The sequence below is a fragment of the Devosia marina genome (assembly GCF_009758415.1).
GTDB lineage: Bacteria > Pseudomonadota > Alphaproteobacteria > Rhizobiales > Devosiaceae > Devosia > Devosia marina.
The window spans coordinates 12,492-29,846 of sequence record NZ_WQRF01000007.1; the positions used below are offsets into that span (position 1 = coordinate 12,492).

Annotated in this window: 20 protein-coding genes; 13 read left to right on the forward strand and 7 right to left on the reverse strand. The window is 62.5% G+C overall.

Going from position 1 to position 17,355, the window contains the following annotated elements:
* Positions 1-58: 58 nt before the first annotated feature.
* The gene (gene ubiA, locus GO014_RS15880) at positions 59-991 is read left to right on the forward strand and encodes a 4-hydroxybenzoate octaprenyltransferase (protein ID WP_157291289.1); all 933 of its coding nucleotides are present in this window, start codon (positions 59-61) and stop codon (positions 989-991) included.
* Positions 992-1,067: 76 nt separating this feature from the next.
* Here ubiA and GO014_RS15885 read toward each other — a convergent pair whose 3' ends face one another.
* A complete protein-coding gene (locus GO014_RS15885; RefSeq protein WP_157291290.1) occupies positions 1,068-1,583 on the reverse strand; it encodes a DUF6101 family protein in 516 nt (171 codons plus the stop codon).
* Between the two features lie 255 nt (positions 1,584-1,838).
* On the opposite strand from GO014_RS15885, the gene GO014_RS15890 reads away from it, so the two are divergent.
* Genes GO014_RS15890 through GO014_RS15900 form a run of 3 tightly spaced genes read left to right on the forward strand, consistent with a single transcriptional unit; the run spans position 1,839 to position 4,207 of the window.
* Positions 1,839-2,696 carry a 3'(2'),5'-bisphosphate nucleotidase CysQ gene (locus GO014_RS15890; RefSeq protein WP_157291292.1) on the forward strand — a complete coding sequence of 286 codons (858 nt, stop codon included), beginning with the start codon at positions 1,839-1,841 and terminating at the stop codon, positions 2,694-2,696.
* 3 nt (positions 2,697-2,699) lie between these two features.
* Complete coding sequence (locus GO014_RS15895; RefSeq protein WP_116589279.1) at positions 2,700-2,945, forward strand: DUF4170 domain-containing protein; 246 nt, start codon at positions 2,700-2,702, stop codon at positions 2,943-2,945.
* Positions 2,946-2,947: 2 nt separating this feature from the next.
* Positions 2,948-4,207, forward strand: a complete 1,260-nt coding sequence (locus GO014_RS15900) for an O-antigen ligase family protein (RefSeq protein WP_157291293.1) — start codon at positions 2,948-2,950, stop codon at positions 4,205-4,207.
* On the opposite strand, the gene GO014_RS15905 is transcribed toward GO014_RS15900, so the two are convergent.
* Genes GO014_RS15905 through GO014_RS15920 form a run of 4 tightly spaced genes read right to left on the reverse strand, consistent with a single transcriptional unit; the run spans position 4,173 to position 8,134 of the window.
* A complete protein-coding gene (locus tag GO014_RS15905; RefSeq protein ID WP_157291294.1) occupies positions 4,173-5,288 on the reverse strand; it encodes a glycosyltransferase family protein in 1,116 nt (371 codons plus the stop codon). The genes GO014_RS15900 and GO014_RS15905 overlap by 35 nt on opposite strands.
* A gap of 32 nt (positions 5,289-5,320) precedes the next feature.
* On the reverse strand, positions 5,321-5,542 hold the full coding sequence (locus GO014_RS15910) for a DUF2093 domain-containing protein (protein ID WP_104891825.1): 222 nt from the start codon (positions 5,540-5,542) through the stop codon (positions 5,321-5,323).
* A 48-nt stretch (positions 5,543-5,590) separates the two neighbouring features.
* Positions 5,591-7,207 (reverse strand): exodeoxyribonuclease VII large subunit, encoded by a 1,617-nt coding sequence (gene xseA, locus GO014_RS15915; RefSeq protein ID WP_157291296.1) that lies wholly within the window; start codon positions 7,205-7,207, stop codon positions 5,591-5,593.
* 39 nt (positions 7,208-7,246) lie between these two features.
* Positions 7,247-8,134 (reverse strand): LysR family transcriptional regulator, encoded by an 888-nt coding sequence (locus tag GO014_RS15920; RefSeq protein WP_116589275.1) that lies wholly within the window; start codon positions 8,132-8,134, stop codon positions 7,247-7,249.
* A gap of 149 nt (positions 8,135-8,283) precedes the next feature.
* Here GO014_RS15920 and GO014_RS15925 point away from each other — a divergent pair, with 149 nt between their 5' ends.
* Positions 8,284-8,547, forward strand: coding sequence for a YjiS-like domain-containing protein (locus tag GO014_RS15925; protein ID WP_157291298.1), 264 nt, complete (start codon positions 8,284-8,286; stop codon positions 8,545-8,547).
* A 156-nt stretch (positions 8,548-8,703) separates the two neighbouring features.
* On the opposite strand, the gene GO014_RS15930 is transcribed toward GO014_RS15925, so the two are convergent.
* Both GO014_RS15930 and GO014_RS15935 read right to left on the reverse strand, forming a co-directional pair.
* Positions 8,704-8,949, reverse strand: a complete 246-nt coding sequence (locus GO014_RS15930) for a PilZ domain-containing protein (RefSeq protein WP_343030991.1) — start codon at positions 8,947-8,949, stop codon at positions 8,704-8,706.
* Between the two features lie 18 nt (positions 8,950-8,967).
* Entirely contained in the window at positions 8,968-9,468 is a 501-nt protein-coding gene (locus GO014_RS15935; RefSeq protein ID WP_104894731.1) for an invasion associated locus B family protein, read from the reverse strand.
* Positions 9,469-9,796: 328 nt separating this feature from the next.
* On the opposite strand from GO014_RS15935, the gene coxB reads away from it, so the two are divergent.
* The 8 genes from coxB to thrC all read left to right on the forward strand — a co-directional run bounded on the left by coxB (position 9,797) and on the right by thrC (position 17,331).
* Positions 9,797-10,714 (forward strand): cytochrome c oxidase subunit II, encoded by a 918-nt coding sequence (gene coxB, locus GO014_RS15940; protein ID WP_157291299.1) that lies wholly within the window; start codon positions 9,797-9,799, stop codon positions 10,712-10,714.
* Between the two features lie 23 nt (positions 10,715-10,737).
* Positions 10,738-12,432 carry a cytochrome c oxidase subunit I gene (gene ctaD / locus GO014_RS15945; RefSeq protein ID WP_157291300.1) on the forward strand — a complete coding sequence of 565 codons (1,695 nt, stop codon included), beginning with the start codon at positions 10,738-10,740 and terminating at the stop codon, positions 12,430-12,432.
* A 66-nt stretch (positions 12,433-12,498) separates the two neighbouring features.
* Entirely contained in the window at positions 12,499-13,428 is a 930-nt protein-coding gene (locus GO014_RS15950; protein ID WP_343030993.1) for a heme o synthase, read from the forward strand.
* 2 nt (positions 13,429-13,430) lie between these two features.
* Entirely contained in the window at positions 13,431-13,616 is a 186-nt protein-coding gene (locus tag GO014_RS15955) for a hypothetical protein (RefSeq protein ID WP_116589268.1), read from the forward strand.
* Entirely contained in the window at positions 13,616-14,182 is a 567-nt protein-coding gene (locus GO014_RS15960; RefSeq protein WP_116589267.1) for a cytochrome c oxidase assembly protein, read from the forward strand. Before GO014_RS15955 ends, GO014_RS15960 begins: the two co-directional genes overlap by 1 nt.
* 2 nt (positions 14,183-14,184) lie before the next feature.
* Positions 14,185-15,021: a cytochrome c oxidase subunit 3 gene (locus GO014_RS15965; protein ID WP_116589266.1), complete on the forward strand. Its 837-nt coding sequence runs from the start codon at positions 14,185-14,187 to the stop codon at positions 15,019-15,021.
* 63 nt (positions 15,022-15,084) lie between these two features.
* On the forward strand, positions 15,085-15,867 hold the full coding sequence (locus tag GO014_RS15970) for an SURF1 family protein (RefSeq protein ID WP_157291301.1): 783 nt from the start codon (positions 15,085-15,087) through the stop codon (positions 15,865-15,867).
* A 72-nt stretch (positions 15,868-15,939) separates the two neighbouring features.
* Positions 15,940-17,331, forward strand: a complete 1,392-nt coding sequence (gene thrC, locus GO014_RS15975) for a threonine synthase (protein ID WP_157291303.1) — start codon at positions 15,940-15,942, stop codon at positions 17,329-17,331.
* The last annotated feature ends 24 nt before the right edge of the window (positions 17,332-17,355 follow it).

Consider the following 17,355-nt stretch of genomic DNA (forward strand, 5'->3'; position numbering starts at 1 on the left):
AAATCCGTCCCTTTCCCACAAGGGGAGAGGGGAAATCGGTGGCACGCGAGAGACGCACATGAATACCCCAGACCCCACCGGCACCGTGGCCGACGCAAGCAAGGACAACTGGCTTGATCGCTATGCGCCCGAGCCGATCAAGCCCTATGGCCGGCTGGCACGCTGGGACCGGCCTATCGGCTTTTACCTGCTGTTCTGGCCCTGCGCCTGGGGTATTGGGCTGGCTGCGCTCGCCCAACCGGCATTTGGCTTTGGCTGGTGGGCGGCCATTCTGATGTTTCTCGGCGCCATATTGATGCGCGGCGCGGGGTGTACCTTCAACGACATTGTCGATCGCGACATCGACATGAAGGTCGCCCGCACCCGCTCGCGCCCCATTCCCTCGGGACAGGTCACGTCCCGCGAGGCCTTCTATTTTCTGGTGGCCCAGGCGCTGCTGGCCTCGGCGATCCTGTTCCAGTTCAACCGCTTCACGGTTTACGCCGCCATTGCCTCGCTGGTGCTGGTGGCGATCTACCCCTTCATGAAACGGATCACCTGGTGGCCGCAACTGTTCCTCGGCCTCGCCTTTTCCTATGGGGCGCTGGTGGGCTGGTCGAGCCAGACCGGGGGCCTGAGCTGGGCGCCGGTGGTGCTCTACCTCGGCACCATCCTCTGGGTCATCGGCTATGACACCATCTATGCGCTGCAGGATATCGAGGATGATGCGCTGGTTGGCGTCAAATCCACCGCGCGCCTGTTCGGCGACAATGTGCGCCCGGCCGTGGCGGTGCTCTATGCCGGAGCCTTCCTGCTCTGGAATGTGGCCTCACTGATGGCGGGCGGTGGAGTGATCTTCGCCGGTCTCTCGCTGGTGGCGGCGGGCCTGCTGGCCTGGCAGCTCTGGACGCTGGACAAGGAGGTTCCGCTCAATCCGTTCAACCGCTTCTACAACAACCACTATGTCGGCATGGCGCTGACACTGGCGCTGCTGGCCGAGTGGGTGTGGTAGTTGCCGCCAGAAAAGCCGAAAGGGCCAACCGCACCACCGGTTGACCCTTTTCGGCTTGCTTTGGAGAGCAATAGATTTAGTGCGCGTCGGCCTGGCCGGGCTTGCGGCGGTTGAGGAAGCGGGGGCGGCGCGAAGCATCGGCGGCCAGCTTCCGGCGCGGGGCGGTATGGCCCAGCATGACGCCATCGACCTGCTGGCTATAGGGCATATAGGCACCATCGCCGGCCTTGATGAACAGCGGCAGGCGGAGCTTCTTGCCCCAGTTCTGCCATTCGGCGACGACGTTGTGGTTGCCCTCTTCCTCGAACACCTTGTAGTTCAATTCCGCATCGGAATGGACCAGTTCGATCGAGCTGGTCAGCATGCCGTCTTCGGAAATCGCGGTGGCCACGGCCACGCCGATGAATTCGGTGACCGGCACCTTGATCTTGATCGCCACGCCGCTCTGTTCGAGCATCTTGCGGACGGTGACAGTCTTGACCGGGTCCTTGGGACCGTTGTCGTTGGCCGCCATGAAGCGGCGCTCGGCTACGGCCGGGCGGCCAAAGGCCAGAACCACTGATGTGCCTTCCATCGCAACGCCATGAACCATTTTTTGATGCCTTCCTGTAACTTCGAGAGCTTGTTTTTTGTGCTCCGTTTGTAGGGCCAATCTACCCCAGCCCCTTACCCACGGCCTTAATCGGTTGGGTTAAATTTATGTTGTTTTACCGGAGGGTTAGCAGGGTATTGCACCCAGTCAGAAGCGGTTAACCCAGCCTCTTGCAACCCTGTTTACCCTGCCACATTTGCCTCTGAGCGGCGCGCTCTTGTGGAAAAGCGCCACCAAGCCTAAAAGGCCCGCACAATGCCGGCTTTCGCCCCACCCTATGATGATGATCTTGAACTGCTCCGCTCGACGGCGGTGGCAGCGGGCATCATCGCCTCGAGCTATTTCAGGCGCGATATCAAGTCCTGGACCAAGGACAATGCCTCGCCCGTGAGCGAGGCCGATATCGTGGTCGACCGGTTCCTGGCGGCAAACCTGCTGCAGGCGCGGCCCGCTTATGGCTGGCTCAGTGAGGAAACCGTCGACAATCCTTCGCGTCTGGACTGTGACCGGGTATTTGTGGTCGATCCCATAGACGGCACCCGCGCCTTCCTCCGCGGCGAGGACTACTGGACTGTCTCGCTGGCGGTGGTGGAGAACGGGGTTCCGGTTGCCGGCGTGGTTTACGCGCCGGCGCGCGACGAGCTCTATGACGCTCACAAGGGTGGCGGCGCGCGGCTCAACGGCAAACCCTTGACCCGCTCCCGCAGGGCGGGAGCGCCGCCGCTGATCCCGGCCCCCGGTGCGGTGCATCAGGAATTGCAGGCCGCTGGCCTCGATTATGCACGCGGCCCTGCTTATCCCTCGTTGGCCTACCGGCTGGTGCAGGTAGCCACTGGAAGGCTCGATGCGGCGGTGGCCCGGCGCGGCTCGCAGGATTGGGACATAGCCGGAGCAGCGGTTATCCTGAGTGAGTGCGGTCTCGACTTCGCCGATGTCTGCATCGGGTTCCCACAATTGAACAAACGAGATGTGCGTCACGGGGCGCTTGCGGCCCTGGGGGACATCAGCCTAAAACCCCTCGTGCATGCTGCGCTGATCAAGGTTTATGGTTGCCCCCAAGCCCAGGACAGCGCGGATACTGCCGAAACGCAATTGCCTCAAACGCGAGACTGACCGATGGCTGAAACGACCGACAAGCAACTGCTGCACCTGGTGATTGGTGGCGAGCTCGCCAGCACGGACGGCATCACCTTTGCCGATCTCGACCAGGTGGACATCGTGGGCGTCTATCCCAATTACGCCGCGGCCGAAAAAGTCTGGCGGGCCAAGGCGCAGCAGACCGTCGATAGCGCCCAGACCCGCTACTTCATCGTGCATCTGCACCGCCTGCTGGACCCCGATAGCGATAAGGCCGGGGCCTGAACTTGAGGCTTGATCCCTGGTCCGCCATTGGCGGACTAGCCCTGGTGGCTGGGCTCGGCTTCATGGGTACGGCGCCCTTTATTGCGGACTATGTCGTCATCGTCTGCGGGTTGGTCGGCCTCGGCCTTGCCGCATTCGCCAGCAGCAGGGCCCTGGTTGGACCTGCCGCAGTCATGATCTATGCCGCGTTGCTGCTGCTGGCTGCGACTCTGCCCTTAGTTTATCGCTCTTCCATGGACCTGCTGCCGCTGGCTGCCTGCCTGCCCATGCTGGCGGCGCCGGGCATTGCGGCGCTTCTGGAGCGAGGCCGGGCGGGGCTCGACAGGCTCGGTACCCATATCTTCCCACTATTGTGCCTCTTCGGTGTGGGCAGCGCTGTCGGCTTTGGCCTGTGGGAGGCAATGTCCACCGGAACGGCTCGCGCTGGCGTGGGCAACAATCCGATCCATTTTGGCGGCATCACCACGATTCTGGGCTTTCTGGCCCTCGTGGGCATGGTGTCCAACGCGGCGCGGTGGCGTGTGATCTATCTAGCCGGACCGGCGCTGGCCCTGGTGGGCGTGGTCCTCTCCGGCTCAAGAGGACCGCTACTCGCCTGGTTGTCGCTGGCCGTGGTCAGCTTGCCGATCCTGCTGATCGGTTTCAAGAGTTGGCGCCTCGCCTTCGCGACCATTGCCGCCGCAGTCGCGGGTGCGGTGCTGTTCGTCGTTCTGGCAGCGGACAGCCTGTTGGTGCAGCGGTTGCTGATTATCCCGTCCAGTCTGGCCTCGGCCCTTTCCGCAGAAGATCCGGTCACGGCCTTGCTGGGGTTCATGACGGCAAACGATCCCTATCGCACGGCTCTTTATGAAGCGGGCTGGCAGGCGCTGCAATCCGCGCCCATTGTGGGGATCGGCTATGGGCAGATGATGCCCCTGGTGCGCGAACTCTACCCGGATATGACATCGCTCCATACGCTGGAAAACCTGCATAGCGATATCGCCGATTTTGCTGCGCTGGGGGGTGCTTTGGGCCTTGCCGCCTATTTCCTGCTGCTGCTTTCGCCGGCACTCGCCCTGAGGGGCCTGCGCCTGCGAGATTTTCCGGGATTGTGGCTTGCGGCTGTGGTGCTGATCATTGGCTATGCCACGCTTGGGCTGACCAATGCCATGTTCGGCGTGCTGCCGCAGACTGCCTTGTTCGCTGCGGCCCTGGGTGGGCTGATGGCCTTGGGCCATCAGGCGCGGGTCAGGATCCAAGCGCAGCCAGAACCTCGTCAATAGCTCCCGCGCCGCCAATACGTTCCCGGCCAATGGCGCCGAGGCGCGCGCGTTCATCGGGAGAATCGATGAGCCTTCCGAGCGCCTTGGCGATAGCGTCGGCCTCGCCAGGTACGGCGATGCGGGCCTCGCCATAAAGACGCTGTTCGTCCTCGAAGCGGGATTGCCGGTCTTTCGGGCTGGTCATGTAGATGACGGGCTTGCCCAGGCCGAGCGCCTGGGTAGTTGCGGTCCCGGCCTGTGAAAGCACGATGTCGGAAACGGCCAGCACATTGCCCATGGCCCGGCCGCGCAGCAGATGTACCGTGACATCGCCGTCCGAGAGGCTGCCCAGATCGTCGCCCTCGGCGCTGAGCAGGTTGGTTCGTTGCAGGCCACTGGCCTCGGCCAGGTCGGTGACCGGGATTTCCCCCGCTACGGCCAGAAAGGCATCGGGCCGGTGCTCGACCGGCATGCGGCGCAATGCCTCTACTTGCCGGGCGAAATTGGCCGGCGTTTCGCCCCGGCTGCCGGGCAGCAGCGTCACTGCAAGCGGCTGGCTGCGGCGGCTCTGGGCGTCGTAGTCGCCATAGGGGATGGTATCCATCATCAGATTGCCCGGCGCGGTCGCCTCGACGCCCACCTGGCGCAGAATTTCCGCAAGATTATCGGCCCGGCAAAACACCCGGCGGCAGGTGCGGGAAATCACATGCCGTTCCAGGCCCGAATAGAGACGGGCCGCGCCCGTCTTGTAGCAGTCGACATAATAAAGGCCGCGATGGCCGGTGATCCAGGCCAGCAAGGGCACGATGGCGTCACCCACCACCAGAATGCGGTCATAGCGATTTCGGATCGAGCGCATGTAACGCAGGGCTGGAGGAATGGTGGCCAGCCCGCCCTTGGTCAGGTCGCGGCGCAGCGAGCCCTTGGCCGTGCGTGCGCCTCCCGATTCAAGCCGGGCTCTTGGTCCCACGATCGGGCAGATGCCGGCATAGGCATTGCCGCCCCCCAGCACCGGCCAGGCTTCGACCAGAAATCTATCGGTGAGATGTTTGGCAATTGCGGAGGCGATCCAATCCTCGCCATGCCCGTTCGAAATGACCAAGAAGCGCTGACGCGGCGCCGCCTCGACCACTCCTAATGGCCCCGGCCGAAGCGTTCAAAGGCCGTATTGGCGGCAATGGCGTCGGCATAGGGTTCCTGCCGGTCCACGCTCCAATAGAACAGTTCATCGAGCGGTATTGGCTTTCCCGTGATGGCGCAGCGCACAAAGCTGCCCGGCTTGAGCACGACATAATCGCCATCGAGATAGCGCAGGTTCGCTTCTGCAGGCGCAAACCCCTTGTCGAAAATGTTCATTTTCTCATTCCTCGGCTGACGCGCTGTTATACCGGACTGAAATGCTCATCAAAAGAGGCTTTCCTGTGAACCATCATCCGGGCCGGACCGGGCAGGTTTCCGCTTGGCTGCGGGGGCGCCGGCAACGACCACGCCAACCTCGCCATCGGCAAAGCTCAGCTTGAGCGTATCCCCCGGCCGGGTCGCCGCCTGGCTGGTGACGATCTGGCCGGCTTCGTCCTGTACCAGTGCATAGCCGCGTGCCAAGACATTTCGATAACTCAGGGTTTCCAAAAGCTTGCCCAATTGCTCCCATTGCACGCGGCGCGCCTGGGCAGTTTGCATTGCAGCAGCGTCGAGCCGGGCACCAATGGGCGAAAGCCGCCCCTGGGCGTGTCGCAGTTCGGCGCGCAGCGGCTGGTCGGACAGTCGGGGCAGCAGGCGCGCCAGGGCCGTCTGTTTGCGCTCGAGCGCAGTGGCGGCCGCTTGGGGCAATTGACGCGCGCGCGGCGCAAAGGTGAGGCGCGCGCGGTCGATTGTGGTCAGGAGCCCCGCCGTCCTGCGGCGCCCTAGTGCCTCCAGGCGTTCGCCCAGTTCAACGTGACGCTGCCGGACCAGGCGCGGCTGCACCGAGGCCGCCAGATTTGAAAAGCGGATGCGCCGCGCCTGAACGAAGTGCCGGAGCGCTCCGGAAAGCTGGCTGCTGGCGAGATCAAGGCTCTGTCGTTGCGTCGAGACCAGATCTGCCGGGCGAGGCAGACCAGCCCCGGCGGCCCGCAAACGGTCCTTGAGGCTCGACAGCTCCCGCCGCATCGCCTGACGCTGGCGCAGGCCCTGGTCATCGACATAGGCGATCAGCTCGGCGCGCACCGGCACCGAGGCTTCGGCAGCAGCGGTCGGCGTGGGCGCCCGCATGTCCGAGGCGTAGTCAACCAGCGTCGTGTCCGTCTCGTGGCCGACAGCGGTAATGACCGGGATTTCCGAGCCGGCAACGGCACGAACCACGGCCTCCTCGTTGAACCCCCAGAGATCTTCGATCGAGCCGCCACCGCGCGCCACGATCAAGAGATCGGGCCGGGGAATCGGTCCCTCGGGCAGCAACGCGTTGAAGCCCTCAATGGCATTGACCACCTCGGGAGCGCAGGTGTCGCCCTGCACCCGTACGGGCCAGACCAGCACATGGCTGGGAAACCGGTCATCAAGCCGGTGCAGGATATCGCGGATCACCGCGCCGGTCGGTGAGGTAATGACGCCGATGACCTTGGGCAAATAGGGCAGGGGGCGCTTGCGCTCGCGGGCGAACAGCCCCTCGGCGAGCAGCTTCTTGCGGCGCTCTTCGAGCAACGCCATCAGGGCGCCCGCGCCGGCCGGCTCGATGTTTTCGATGACGATCTGATATTTCGAGGAGCGCGGGAAAGTGGTCAGCCGTCCCGTGGCAATGACTTCCAGACCCTCCTCTGGCTTGAAGGCCAGGCGCGCATAATTGCCCTTCCAGACGACGGCGTCGATGGAGGCCGCATCGTCCTTTAGGGTGAAATAGGCGTGACCGGAGGAATGCTGCCCGCGAAAGCCGGATATCTCGCCGCGCACCCTTACATGGCCGAATTCATCCTCGACCGTGCGTTTGACCGCCTGGGCAATCTCGGAAACGGTGAACTCGGCGGCATTGGTCAGAAGCTGGGACATATGCCTCTGGTGCGACAAAGCCGGGAACGGGTCAAGCTGCTACTCGGCCGCTTCCACCTGGACCACGCCCTCCAGATTGCCCATGGACTGGACGATGTGATTGGCCAGCGCGTCATATATGCCGCCATAGGCGTGGCTGGCGCGGGTGAGGGCGATCTGCGCATCGGCCAGCCGGGGCAGGCCATATTCTTCGCCGATCACGCGCATGCCCGGCTGCAGGGCGCTTTCGGGCAGGAAGCCGATGGCAAGGTCGGACAGAACCGCCGAGGAGATCGCCGTGGCATTGGACGAGGTATAGGCGACGCGATAGTCCAGCCCGCTGCGGTCGAGCTGTTCCATGGCGTCCTTGCGCCAGATGCAGCAATTGGGTCCGCAGGCGATGGCCAGTGGCTCGCTGGCCAAAGCGCGGCCGCCATGGCTGGCCACCCAGAACATTTTTTCCGTGCGGAACAGCTCCCCGAAATTGTGATCGGTGCCCTGTGTGAAGACGATGAGATCGTAGCGCCCCGCCTTCATCCCGTTCAGCAATTCCTCCGAGGCCATGCAGCTCACGTCCACCGCAATACGCGGATGGGTGCGCTGGAAGCTTGAGAGGATGACCGGAAGCAAGCGCACGGCATAATCGTCCGGCACACCGAAACGGATGGAGCCGGCCAAATCGCTGTCGTTGAAGTGGTCGAGGATTTCCGCATTGGTGCGCAGCATCTTGCGCGCCCGCTCATAGAGCACCTCGCCGTGGTGGGTGAGGCTGACACTGCGTCCATCGCGGGCGAGCAGAGTCTGGCCCAGTCTCTCTTCCAGGCGCTTGATCTGCATTGACACGGCGGACTGGGTTTTGTTCACCCGCCGCGCCGCTTCCGTGAAGCTACCGCAATCGGCAATGGCGCAGAAACTCTGCAACTGATCGAGGTCAAGAGGGGCAGCCATCGTTCCATCACCCAAATTGATCGAGTGGATGAAATCTATTTGTTGGACGAATGGAAGTCCAGAGCCTTATCTAGGGATCATCGATACAACGTCGTGTCGACGCACGCCGGCCTCCCTCCGGCGGCCAGTCCTGTCCATTGGAGAAGAAGATGGCTCTTTCGCTTCCCGGCGAGCGGTCAGTTGTGGCCGGCTCGCACGTCAACCCTGTACGTGCTCTTTCCGCCTGGTTCGCCAGCGCGAAGCTGGCGCGCGCCCGTCGCAAGACACTTCGTGGGCTGCTGGAACTCGATACGACCCAGCTTGATGATCTCGGGATCACCCGTGGCGACATTGTCGAGGCCAGCCAGGCCCGCAACGGCCGGACCCCCGGCATGGTCCTCAATGCTGCCCGGGCCCGCAACGCCCGCCTCTGAGCACATGGGAATTCGCGGCTATCGCTGAACGCCGCGCCGAAAGTTGGGACGATCACTTTTGCCGGTGCGCGTCCCATCTCCCGGGCCGGTTTTCCCACCGGCCCCGTTTCCTGAAAACTTGCCGGGCCGTGCAGCGCATGTGCCCGGTTTTTTGCCTCAGATGAAACGCACGCCGATCTCGGTTTCGCTGTGCCAGGCAAGTTCGCAGTCCAGCTTGCGACCATCGGCCATCGCCAGAACGAAGCGCTGCGGCACACCAAAGGCGCTCGTCACGGTCAGCTTGGCGCCTGTGTCCGAGAGATTGCGGATTACGCAGTCGAAAGTGGACCGGCCGTCATTGAAGACGATCTTGCCGCGTTTCAGGGTGCGATGCCGCTGGGCCCCGCGTTCCTCGTTGCTCACGCGATTTTGCCTCCGTAATCAGGGTAGGGCTGCAAAGCCCTCGGAAAATCCGTCGAGGGAGACCGGAATGCCAACGCCTTCCTCGGGGGTCTTGAAGACCACGAAGATGGCAGTGGTTCCCTCGGAGAGCACGCTGATGATGTCATCATCGAGTTCAACTTCCGCTATGCAGCCATTGGGCAGGCAGCGCACGAAGGCGACGCGCCCCATATCGGTGCCATCGACATTGAGGCCCAGGCCATTGGGCAGCAGCACGCCCAGCGGCGCCAGAACCCGCAGCAGCCGCGCTTCACGATCAGCCGTGCGCAGCACAATGACGGAGAGGCCCACATTGGGCTGATCTTCGGCCAGCACATTCTGGATGATGGCGCATTGTTCAAAGCTGGCGCCCGGTGGCGTATCGCAGCTCATCTGCCAGTCGCCATATTCCGCGCGCACGGTGCCCTGGGCCAGGGCGGGCGCCGCCAGCAGGGCCATTGCACATGCACCGATCACACCAAGCCGCTTTGCCCAGACCATCACTTCTTCCAATTCTCCCGTCGAATCGACGTTTTGCGCGTGGGGTCAGCCTGTTTCCGACACGCACTCGAAGCTGTCAACCAAACCCCCAGATTTCCGGCCCGTTGTGGGTAGAAACTGCGGCGCGCATGAGGCGAGGGCAGCATCAGGCAGCACCAATATGCCGCAGTGCGCACCCCCAAGCACAGAATAGACTCGGGGTAAGCAATGTGATTTAGGTCAAGCACGAGTTTTGCGCTCCGAAGTTGAGTCGGGGCGGCGTTCGCTATGCCGCTATAAGTCCCTCCCGCTTCGGTGCACGCCGCCAGAACGTGTCGATAGGGGGTATATGGTGACCGGACAGTTCTTCAGGAAGATGGGTGCCGCGATTGCGGGCGCGACGGCGTTGGTGCCGGTTGCGGTTTCAGCCCAGGATGATGCCGGTGGGTACGCTGCACCGGGCCAGTTCCACCTGCAGGAATCGGTGACGCCGATCATGGACTCCATCGTTGCCTTCCATGATGGCATCCTGATGTGGACCATCACGCTGATCGTGCTTTTCGTTTTGGCCCTGCTGGTGGTCATCGTGGTGCGGTTCAACGCCAAGGCCAATCCCGTGCCGGCGCGCTTCACCCACAACACGCTGATCGAAGTGGTCTGGACGGTCGTGCCGATCCTGATCCTGGTGGTCATTGCCATCCCGTCCTTCGGGGTGCTGTCCGACCAGATGACCGTACCCGATGGCGAGCGCAAGTATCTTGGCGCCAACATCTTCTCGCTCGGCGAAGTCGAGGTTCCTGAAGCAACCATCACCGTCAAGGCATCCGGCGAGCAGTGGTATTGGAACTATGAATATGTGGATCAGGGCGTTGCCTTCGATTCCAACATTCTCTCCGAAGAGGAAATCGCCGAGCTCAAACCCGGCCAGCCGCGCCTTCTGGCCGTGAATAACGAGCTGGTCGTGCCCGTCGATACCACTGTGCGTCTGCAGGTGACCTCCAGCCCGACCGGCGTAATCCACGCCTTCGCGGTGCCCTCGTTCGGCGTCAAGGTCGACGCTGTCCCGGGTCGCCTCAACGAAACCTGGTTCAATGCGCGCGAAACCGGCATCTATTACGGTCAGTGCTCCGAGCTGTGCGGCAAGGACCACGCCTACATGCCGATCGCCGTGCGTGTGGTGAGTGCCGAAGAGTATGAAGCCTTCATCACCGCGTTCGCCGAAAGCCGCAACTATGCCGAAGCAGCCTCCGTGCTGCCGGCTCTCTAAGCGAAGGGTCAGAGGACAAGACAATGGCAAATACCGCTAACCTCGAAGCCCACGCCACCGGGCACGGCCACGCCAGCCACGATCACCATACCCCTACGGGCTGGCGGCGCTGGGTCTATTCGACCAATCACAAGGACATCGGGATCATGTATCTCGTGTTCTCGATCATTGCCGGTGTCATCGGCGGTCTGCTCTCGGGTGCCATGCGCATGGAGCTGCAGGAGCCGGGTATCCAGATTTTCCATGGCCTGGCTGCCATGTCTTATGGTCTGGAGGGTGATGCTGCTCTGGATGCCGGCAAGCACATGTTCAATGTGTTTGTGTCCGCCCACGCCCTGATCATGGTGTTCTTCACCGTGATGCCCGCGACCATGGGTGGCTTTGCCAACTATTTTGCCCCGCTGATGATCGGTGCGCCTGATACGGCCTTCCCCCGCATCAACAATGTGGCCTTCTGGTTGCTGCCGCCGGCCCTGCTGTTGACCGTGCTCTCGATGTTCTTCGAAGGTCCGGCCGGTGCTCTTGGCTTTGGTGGTGGCTGGACGGCGTACCCGCCGCTCTCCACCAGTGGTCATCCGGGCCCCGCAACCGACTTCGTGATCTTCTCGCTGCACGTGGCGGGTGTGAGCTCGATCCTGGGTGCGATCAACCTGATCACCACCATTCTCAACATGCGCGCCCCGGGCATGACGCTGCACAAGATGCCGCTGTTTGCATGGTCCGTGCTGGTGACCGCCTTCCTGCTGCTGCTGGCCCTGCCGGTGCTGGCGGGCGCCATCACCATGATGCTGACCGACCGCAATTTCGGCACCACATTCTTCAACCCCGATGGCGGTGGTGATCCGATCCTTTACCAGCACTTGTTCTGGTTCTTCGGTCACCCTGAAGTGTACATCATGATCCTGCCGGGCTTCGGCATCGTCAGCCACATTGTGGCGACTTTCTCCCGCAAGCCCGTCTTCGGCTACATGGCCATGGCCTATGCCATGGTGGCCATTGGCTTCGTCGGTTTCGTCGTGTGGGCGCACCACATGTACACCACGGGCCTGAGCCTCGACGTTCAGCGCTACTTCGTGGCCGCCACCATGGTGATCGCGGTTCCCACAGGCGTGAAGATCTTCTCCTGGATCGCCACAATGTGGGGCGGATCAATCACCTTCCGCATTCCCATGCTCTGGGCCATCGGCTTCATCTTCCTGTTCACCGTTGGCGGTGTCACGGGCGTGGTGCTGGCCAATGCCGGTGCTGACCGTGCGCTGCACGACACCTATTACGTGGTGGCCCACTTCCACTACGTGCTCTCGCTTGGCGCCGTGTTCTCGATCTTCGCCGGCTGGTACTACTGGTACCCCAAGATGTTCGGCTACATGTACAACGAGTTCCTGGGCAAGCTGCACTTCTGGGTCATGTTCGCCGGTGTGAACCTGATCTTCTTCCCGCAGCACTTCCTGGGTCTCGCCGGCATGCCGCGCCGCTATATCGACTACCCCGATGCTTTCGCGCTGTGGAACCGTGTTTCATCCATCGGCTACTATGTGACCTTCGTGGCTATGATCATCTTCTTCTACGCCACTTGGGAAGCCAGCCGGAAGAAGCGCCCAGCCGGTGACAATCCCTGGGGTGATGGCGCGACCACTCTGGAATGGACCCTGAGCTCGCCTCCGCCGTTCCACCAGTTCTCGACGCTGCCCAAGATCGAGAGCAAGGACGCGCACTAGGCGCTCCGGACGGACAGAATTGCGGATCGCGCCCCAGGGTGCGGTCCGTTCACCAAGGAAAGACCCGTGGCTTATATCGACAACAGCAGTGATGTTCCCGCCCTTGCAGGCGGTGCGCGCGTCGAGGACTACCTCGCGCTGCTGAAGCCGCGTGTCATGTCGCTGGTCGTGTTCACGGCATTGGTGGGCATGCTGGTGGCGCCGGGCGGGATCAATCCCTTTGTCGGCCTTGTCGCCATTGTCTGCATTGCCATCGGGGCAGGCGCCTCGGGCGCCCTCAACATGTGGTACGATGCCGATATCGATGCGGTGATGAGCCGCACGCAGAACCGCCCGATCCCGGCTGGCCGCATGACCGCCGGCGAGGCCTTGGCCTTCGGCCTGATCCTTTCGGTGTTCTCGGTGACCCTGCTGGGGCTGGCGACCAATTGGGTCGCCGGCGGGTTTCTCGCCTTCACCATCTTCTTTTATGCGGTCGTCTATACGATGTGGCTCAAGCGCTCGACGCCGCAGAACATCGTTATTGGTGGCGCCGCCGGGGCGTTTCCACCCATGGTCGGTTGGGCCGCCGTGACAGGCACGCTGAGCTGGGAAAGCTTTGCGCTCTTTCTCATCATCTTCCTCTGGACCCCGCCGCATTTCTGGGCGCTGGCGCTCTACAAGCAGGGCGATTACGGCGCCGCCGGTATCCCCATGATGCCGAATGTGGCAGGTGAAAAATCCACCAAGTGGCAGATTTTTGGCTATTCCATCGTCCTGGCCGCCTCGAGCGTGCTGCCCAATCTGCTCGGCTTTTCGGGCTGGATCTACGGCACGGTTGCCGTGTTGACCGGCCTGAGCTTCATCTGGCTGTCCCTGCGCCTGTTGCGCGCGCCTGACAGCATCTCCATGCGCCGCACCGCGCGAACATTGTTCACCTTTTCCCTGAGCTATCTCTTCGTGCTGTTCCTGGCGCTGCTGACTGACAATATCGCCTTGCGGCTGGGAGTAATCTGACCATGGCTGAATCCACCGGCGCCAAGCTCGCCCCCAACGGGATGACCGAAGAGCAGCAGGAGGCCTTCCGCAAGCAACGCCGCCGGCGTTCGCTGGCGTTGGCCGGAGCCCTGGCGCTGTTCGCCCTGACCTTTTACGTGCTGACCGTCATCAAGATGGGTCCGGCCCTGTTCGACCGGGCAATGTGATGGCCGATACGACCGCGTCCTACCACCAGACCGAACCGGGCAAGCGCAATAAGCGCGTGGCCGTGATGCTGGCTGGCGTGGCAGCTGGCATGGTGGGGCTGGCCTTTGCCTCGGTGCCGCTTTACCAGCTGTTCTGCCAGGTCACCGGCTTTGGCGGGACCACCCAGGTGGCCTCGGAAAATCCCAAGGGTGTCATTGCCCGCGACATGAAGGTGCGGTTCGATGTCAACATCGACCGCGCACTGGACTGGACCGTGACCGCGGCAGCGCCGATCACCGACCAGATCGGTCGGGTCGATACGGTCAACTACATCGCAACCAATAATTCCGACAAGCCGGTCACCGGCCAGGCGATCTTCAACGTGGTGCCGGAAAAAGCGGGATACTACTTCAACAAGATCGAGTGCTTCTGCTTCACCGAACAGACGCTTCAGCCTGGTGAAACAGTTGAAATGCCCATCGTGTTTTTCGTCGATCCTGATATCGATGAAAACCGCGAACTCGACACCATCAAAGAGATCACACTCTCTTATACGTTCTACGCTTCAGACAGTGAGGGAAGCTGACCATGGCTGCCATTGAGAAGAACCATGACTATCACATGGTCGAACCCAGCCCCTGGCCGTTCGTAATTTCGGTCTCGGTCTTCGTGATGATGATCGGTGCCATTGCCTGGATGCAGGACTGGACGCCCTGGCTGTTCTTCATTGGCCTGGCCGGTGTGCTTTACACATTTTACGCCTGGTGGGCCGACGTGGTGAAGGAAGCCAATAACGGCGTCGACCATACCCCGGTCGTGCAGATGCACCACCGCTACGGCATGATGCTGTTCATCGCTTCGGAAGTGATGTTCTTCGTCGCCTGGTTCTGGGCCTATTTCGACGGTTTCTTCCGCCTAGACGATGTCGAGCAATATGCCCGCGTCGCTGCCACTGGCGGTCACTGGCCCCCGATGGGCGTGGAATTGTTCGATCCGTTCCACCTGCCGCTGTTCAACACGCTGATCCTGCTCACCTCGGGCACGACCGTCACCTGGGCGCACCATGCGCTGCTGGAGAACGACCGCCAGGGGCTGCGCTGGGGCCTGGTGCTGACCGTCGCCCTGGGCATCCTGTTCTCCTTCGTGCAGTATCTCGAATACAGCCACGCTGCCTTCTCGTTCTCGGGCAATTACTACGGCGCCACCTTCTTCATGGCGACCGGCTTCCACGGCTTCCACGTCCTGATCGGGACGATCTTCCTGGCCGTCTGCCTGATCCGCGCTGAAATGGGCCAGTTTACGCCGGAACGTCACCTCGGCTTCGAGTTCGCCGCCTGGTACTGGCACTTCGTGGACGTGGTTTGGCTGTTCCTGTTCGCCTCGGTCTATGTCTGGGGCGCCTGGGGCGTCGCCCTGAGCCACTAAGGCCAGGCGTATGATGAAAAAGGGGCGCGGCATGGCTGCGCCCTTTTTCTTTGGAGACCCGCAATGAGCAAAGCTGAAGCTGAGCGCCGATCGGGGCAGCGCTGGACCGATTGGCTATTTGCCGCGCTGATGCTGGGCCTGGCCGTCGTCTGCGTGTTTCTGGGCAATTGGCAGATGGCGCGGCTGGCGGAAAAGGAAGCCCTGGTGGCCGCCGTCGACCAACGGCTGGCCTCCGACCCGGTCACCGCGCCGGAAGCCGCGGACTGGCCCGCTCTCGATATGGAGCAGTGGAACTTCCAGCCCGTCACCCTCACCGGCAGCTATCGCTATACGCAGACGGTGACGGTGTTCACCAGCCTTGCCAATGCACGCGGCCGCTTCTCGGGCCCCGGCTACTGGGTGGTCACGCCCTTCGAGCTGGATACCGGGGGAACAGTCTTCGTCAATCGCGGTTTCGTGCCACAGGAATATCAGGAACAGGCGGCGCTCGGCGATCTGCACGGCGACGATCCGGGCAGCGTTACCATTGCCGGGCTGTTCCGTCCCGGCGAGGCGGTCGGCTTCATGGCGCCGGAACCCAATATGTCCGACCGCATCGAATGGGTGCGCAATCCCGAGCGGCTGGCGGCCATGGTCGATCCGGCCCTGGCCCCGATCGCGCCCTTCTATGTCGATCTGCTGGCCGCTGGCTCGGGCGATTTGCCCCAGGGCGGGGAGACGGTGGTGAGCTTCACCAATAATCATTTCGGCTATGCGCTGACCTGGTATGGCTTTGCCATTGTCGCTGTCGTGATGCTCGGTTTCTGGCTGTGGCGGCAACGCCGGGCGCCGGTACCATTCGCTTGATGCTGGCCAAACCTTGCAGCTACGGTCTGGTTTGACTAGGTTGCGACAATTCTAGAAGGGCTCTTCCCCCCGATGCAGTTTGTTTCCACGCGCGGCCAGGCGCCAGCGCTCGGCTTCTCCGACGCAGTTCTGGCAGGTCTTGCCGCTGATGGCGGTCTTTATGTTCCGGCCTCCTGGCCCCAGATCGGCGCCGACGAGATCGCCGGTTTTGCCGGCAAGCCCTATGCCGATGTGGCCTATGCGGTCATTTCCCGATTTACCGGCGACGAGATTCCCGCGCACAAGCTCAAAGCCATCATCGACGGGGCCTATGCCAGCTTCCGCCATCCCTCAGTGGCGCCGCTGGTGGAGCTGGAGCCGGGCCATTTTGTGCTCGAGCTGTTCCATGGGCCGACGCTGGCCTTCAAGGATGTGGCCATGCAGTTCCTCAGCCGGGTGGTGGATCACATTCTGGCCGAGCGGGGCCTGCGCGCGACCATTGTCGGGGCCACTTCGGGTGACACCGGCTCCGCGGCTATCGAGGCATTTCGAGGGCGCGACACCACCGACATCTTCATTCTGCACCCCAAGGGGCGCACCTCCGAGGTGCAGCGCCGGCAGATGACCACGGTGCTCGACGACAATGTCCACAATATCGCGCTTGAAGGCACGTTTGACGACTGCCAGGACGCGGTGAAGGCCATGTTCAACAATCACGCCTTCCGTGACCGGGTGCGCCTGTCTGGCGTCAATTCGATCAATTGGGGCCGGATCGTTGCGCAGATCGTCTATTATTTCACGGCCGCCGTTTCACTTGGCGCACCGCAGCGCAAGGTGAGCTTCACCGTGCCGACCGGCAATTTCGGTGACATTTTTGCCGGCTATTGCGCCAGGCAGATGGGTCTGCCGATCGAGAAGCTGGTGATTGCCACCAATGCCAACGATATCCTGAAACGCACACTCGACACCGGGCGCTACGAAATGGCGGGCGTCGCGCCCACCATCAGCCCGTCAATGGATATCCAGATTTCGTCCAATTTCGAGCGCCTGCTGTTTGAGAGCGCCGGGCGCGATGCCGAAATGGTCAATCGCATGATGGCGGGGCTCAAGCAGTCGCGCGGCTTCGATCTGCCTGATACGGCCATTGCGGCCATTCGCCGTGATTTCGCCGCCGGCACGACCGACGAGGCGGCAACGCGCCAGGTGATTGCCGAAACCCAGAAGGGCTCGGGCTACCTGCTCGATCCGCATACGGCGGTCGGCGTCGGGGTGGCGCGCAGCCAGGCACATAGTCAAATTCCCATGATCACGCTGGCAACGGCGCATCCGGCCAAGTTTCCGGCCGCAGTGGCCAAGGCATCGGGCATTGAGCCCGCTCTGCCCGACTGGCTGGGTGATCTCTACGAGCGGCCTGAACGGGTCACGGTGCTGGACAATGACCAGCGTCAGATTGAAGACTTCATCGTGGCCCGCAGCCGCGCTTGAACGACACGGAAGAGCCGCGGTCGT

Bases quoted from the DNA above. Each gene is read 5' to 3' on its own strand.
- GO014_RS15890 (WP_157291292.1), top strand. From the start codon at position 1,839: ATGCCGGCTTTCGCCCCACCCTATGATGATGATCTTGAACTGCTCCGC.
- xseA (WP_157291296.1), bottom strand. From the start codon at position 7,207: ATGTCCCAGCTTCTGACCAATGCCGCCGAGTTCACCGTTTCCGAGATT.
- GO014_RS15895 (WP_116589279.1), top strand. From the start codon at position 2,700: ATGGCTGAAACGACCGACAAGCAACTGCTGCACCTGGTGATTGGTGGC.
- GO014_RS15970 (WP_157291301.1), top strand. From the start codon at position 15,085: ATGAGCAAAGCTGAAGCTGAGCGCCGATCGGGGCAGCGCTGGACCGAT.
- GO014_RS15920 (WP_116589275.1), bottom strand. From the start codon at position 8,134: ATGGCTGCCCCTCTTGACCTCGATCAGTTGCAGAGTTTCTGCGCCATT.
- GO014_RS15885 (WP_157291290.1), bottom strand. From the start codon at position 1,583: ATGGTTCATGGCGTTGCGATGGAAGGCACATCAGTGGTTCTGGCCTTT.
- GO014_RS15935 (WP_104894731.1), bottom strand. From the start codon at position 9,468: ATGGTCTGGGCAAAGCGGCTTGGTGTGATCGGTGCATGTGCAATGGCC.
- GO014_RS15925 (WP_157291298.1), top strand. From the start codon at position 8,284: ATGGCTCTTTCGCTTCCCGGCGAGCGGTCAGTTGTGGCCGGCTCGCAC.
- GO014_RS15965 (WP_116589266.1), top strand. From the start codon at position 14,185: ATGGCTGCCATTGAGAAGAACCATGACTATCACATGGTCGAACCCAGC.
- coxB (WP_157291299.1), top strand. From the start codon at position 9,797: ATGGTGACCGGACAGTTCTTCAGGAAGATGGGTGCCGCGATTGCGGGC.
- ubiA (WP_157291289.1), top strand. From the start codon at position 59: ATGAATACCCCAGACCCCACCGGCACCGTGGCCGACGCAAGCAAGGAC.
- GO014_RS15910 (WP_104891825.1), bottom strand. From the start codon at position 5,542: ATGAACATTTTCGACAAGGGGTTTGCGCCTGCAGAAGCGAACCTGCGC.
- thrC (WP_157291303.1), top strand. From the start codon at position 15,940: ATGCAGTTTGTTTCCACGCGCGGCCAGGCGCCAGCGCTCGGCTTCTCC.
- GO014_RS15960 (WP_116589267.1), top strand. From the start codon at position 13,616: ATGGCCGATACGACCGCGTCCTACCACCAGACCGAACCGGGCAAGCGC.
- GO014_RS15955 (WP_116589268.1), top strand. From the start codon at position 13,431: ATGGCTGAATCCACCGGCGCCAAGCTCGCCCCCAACGGGATGACCGAA.
- ctaD (WP_157291300.1), top strand. From the start codon at position 10,738: ATGGCAAATACCGCTAACCTCGAAGCCCACGCCACCGGGCACGGCCAC.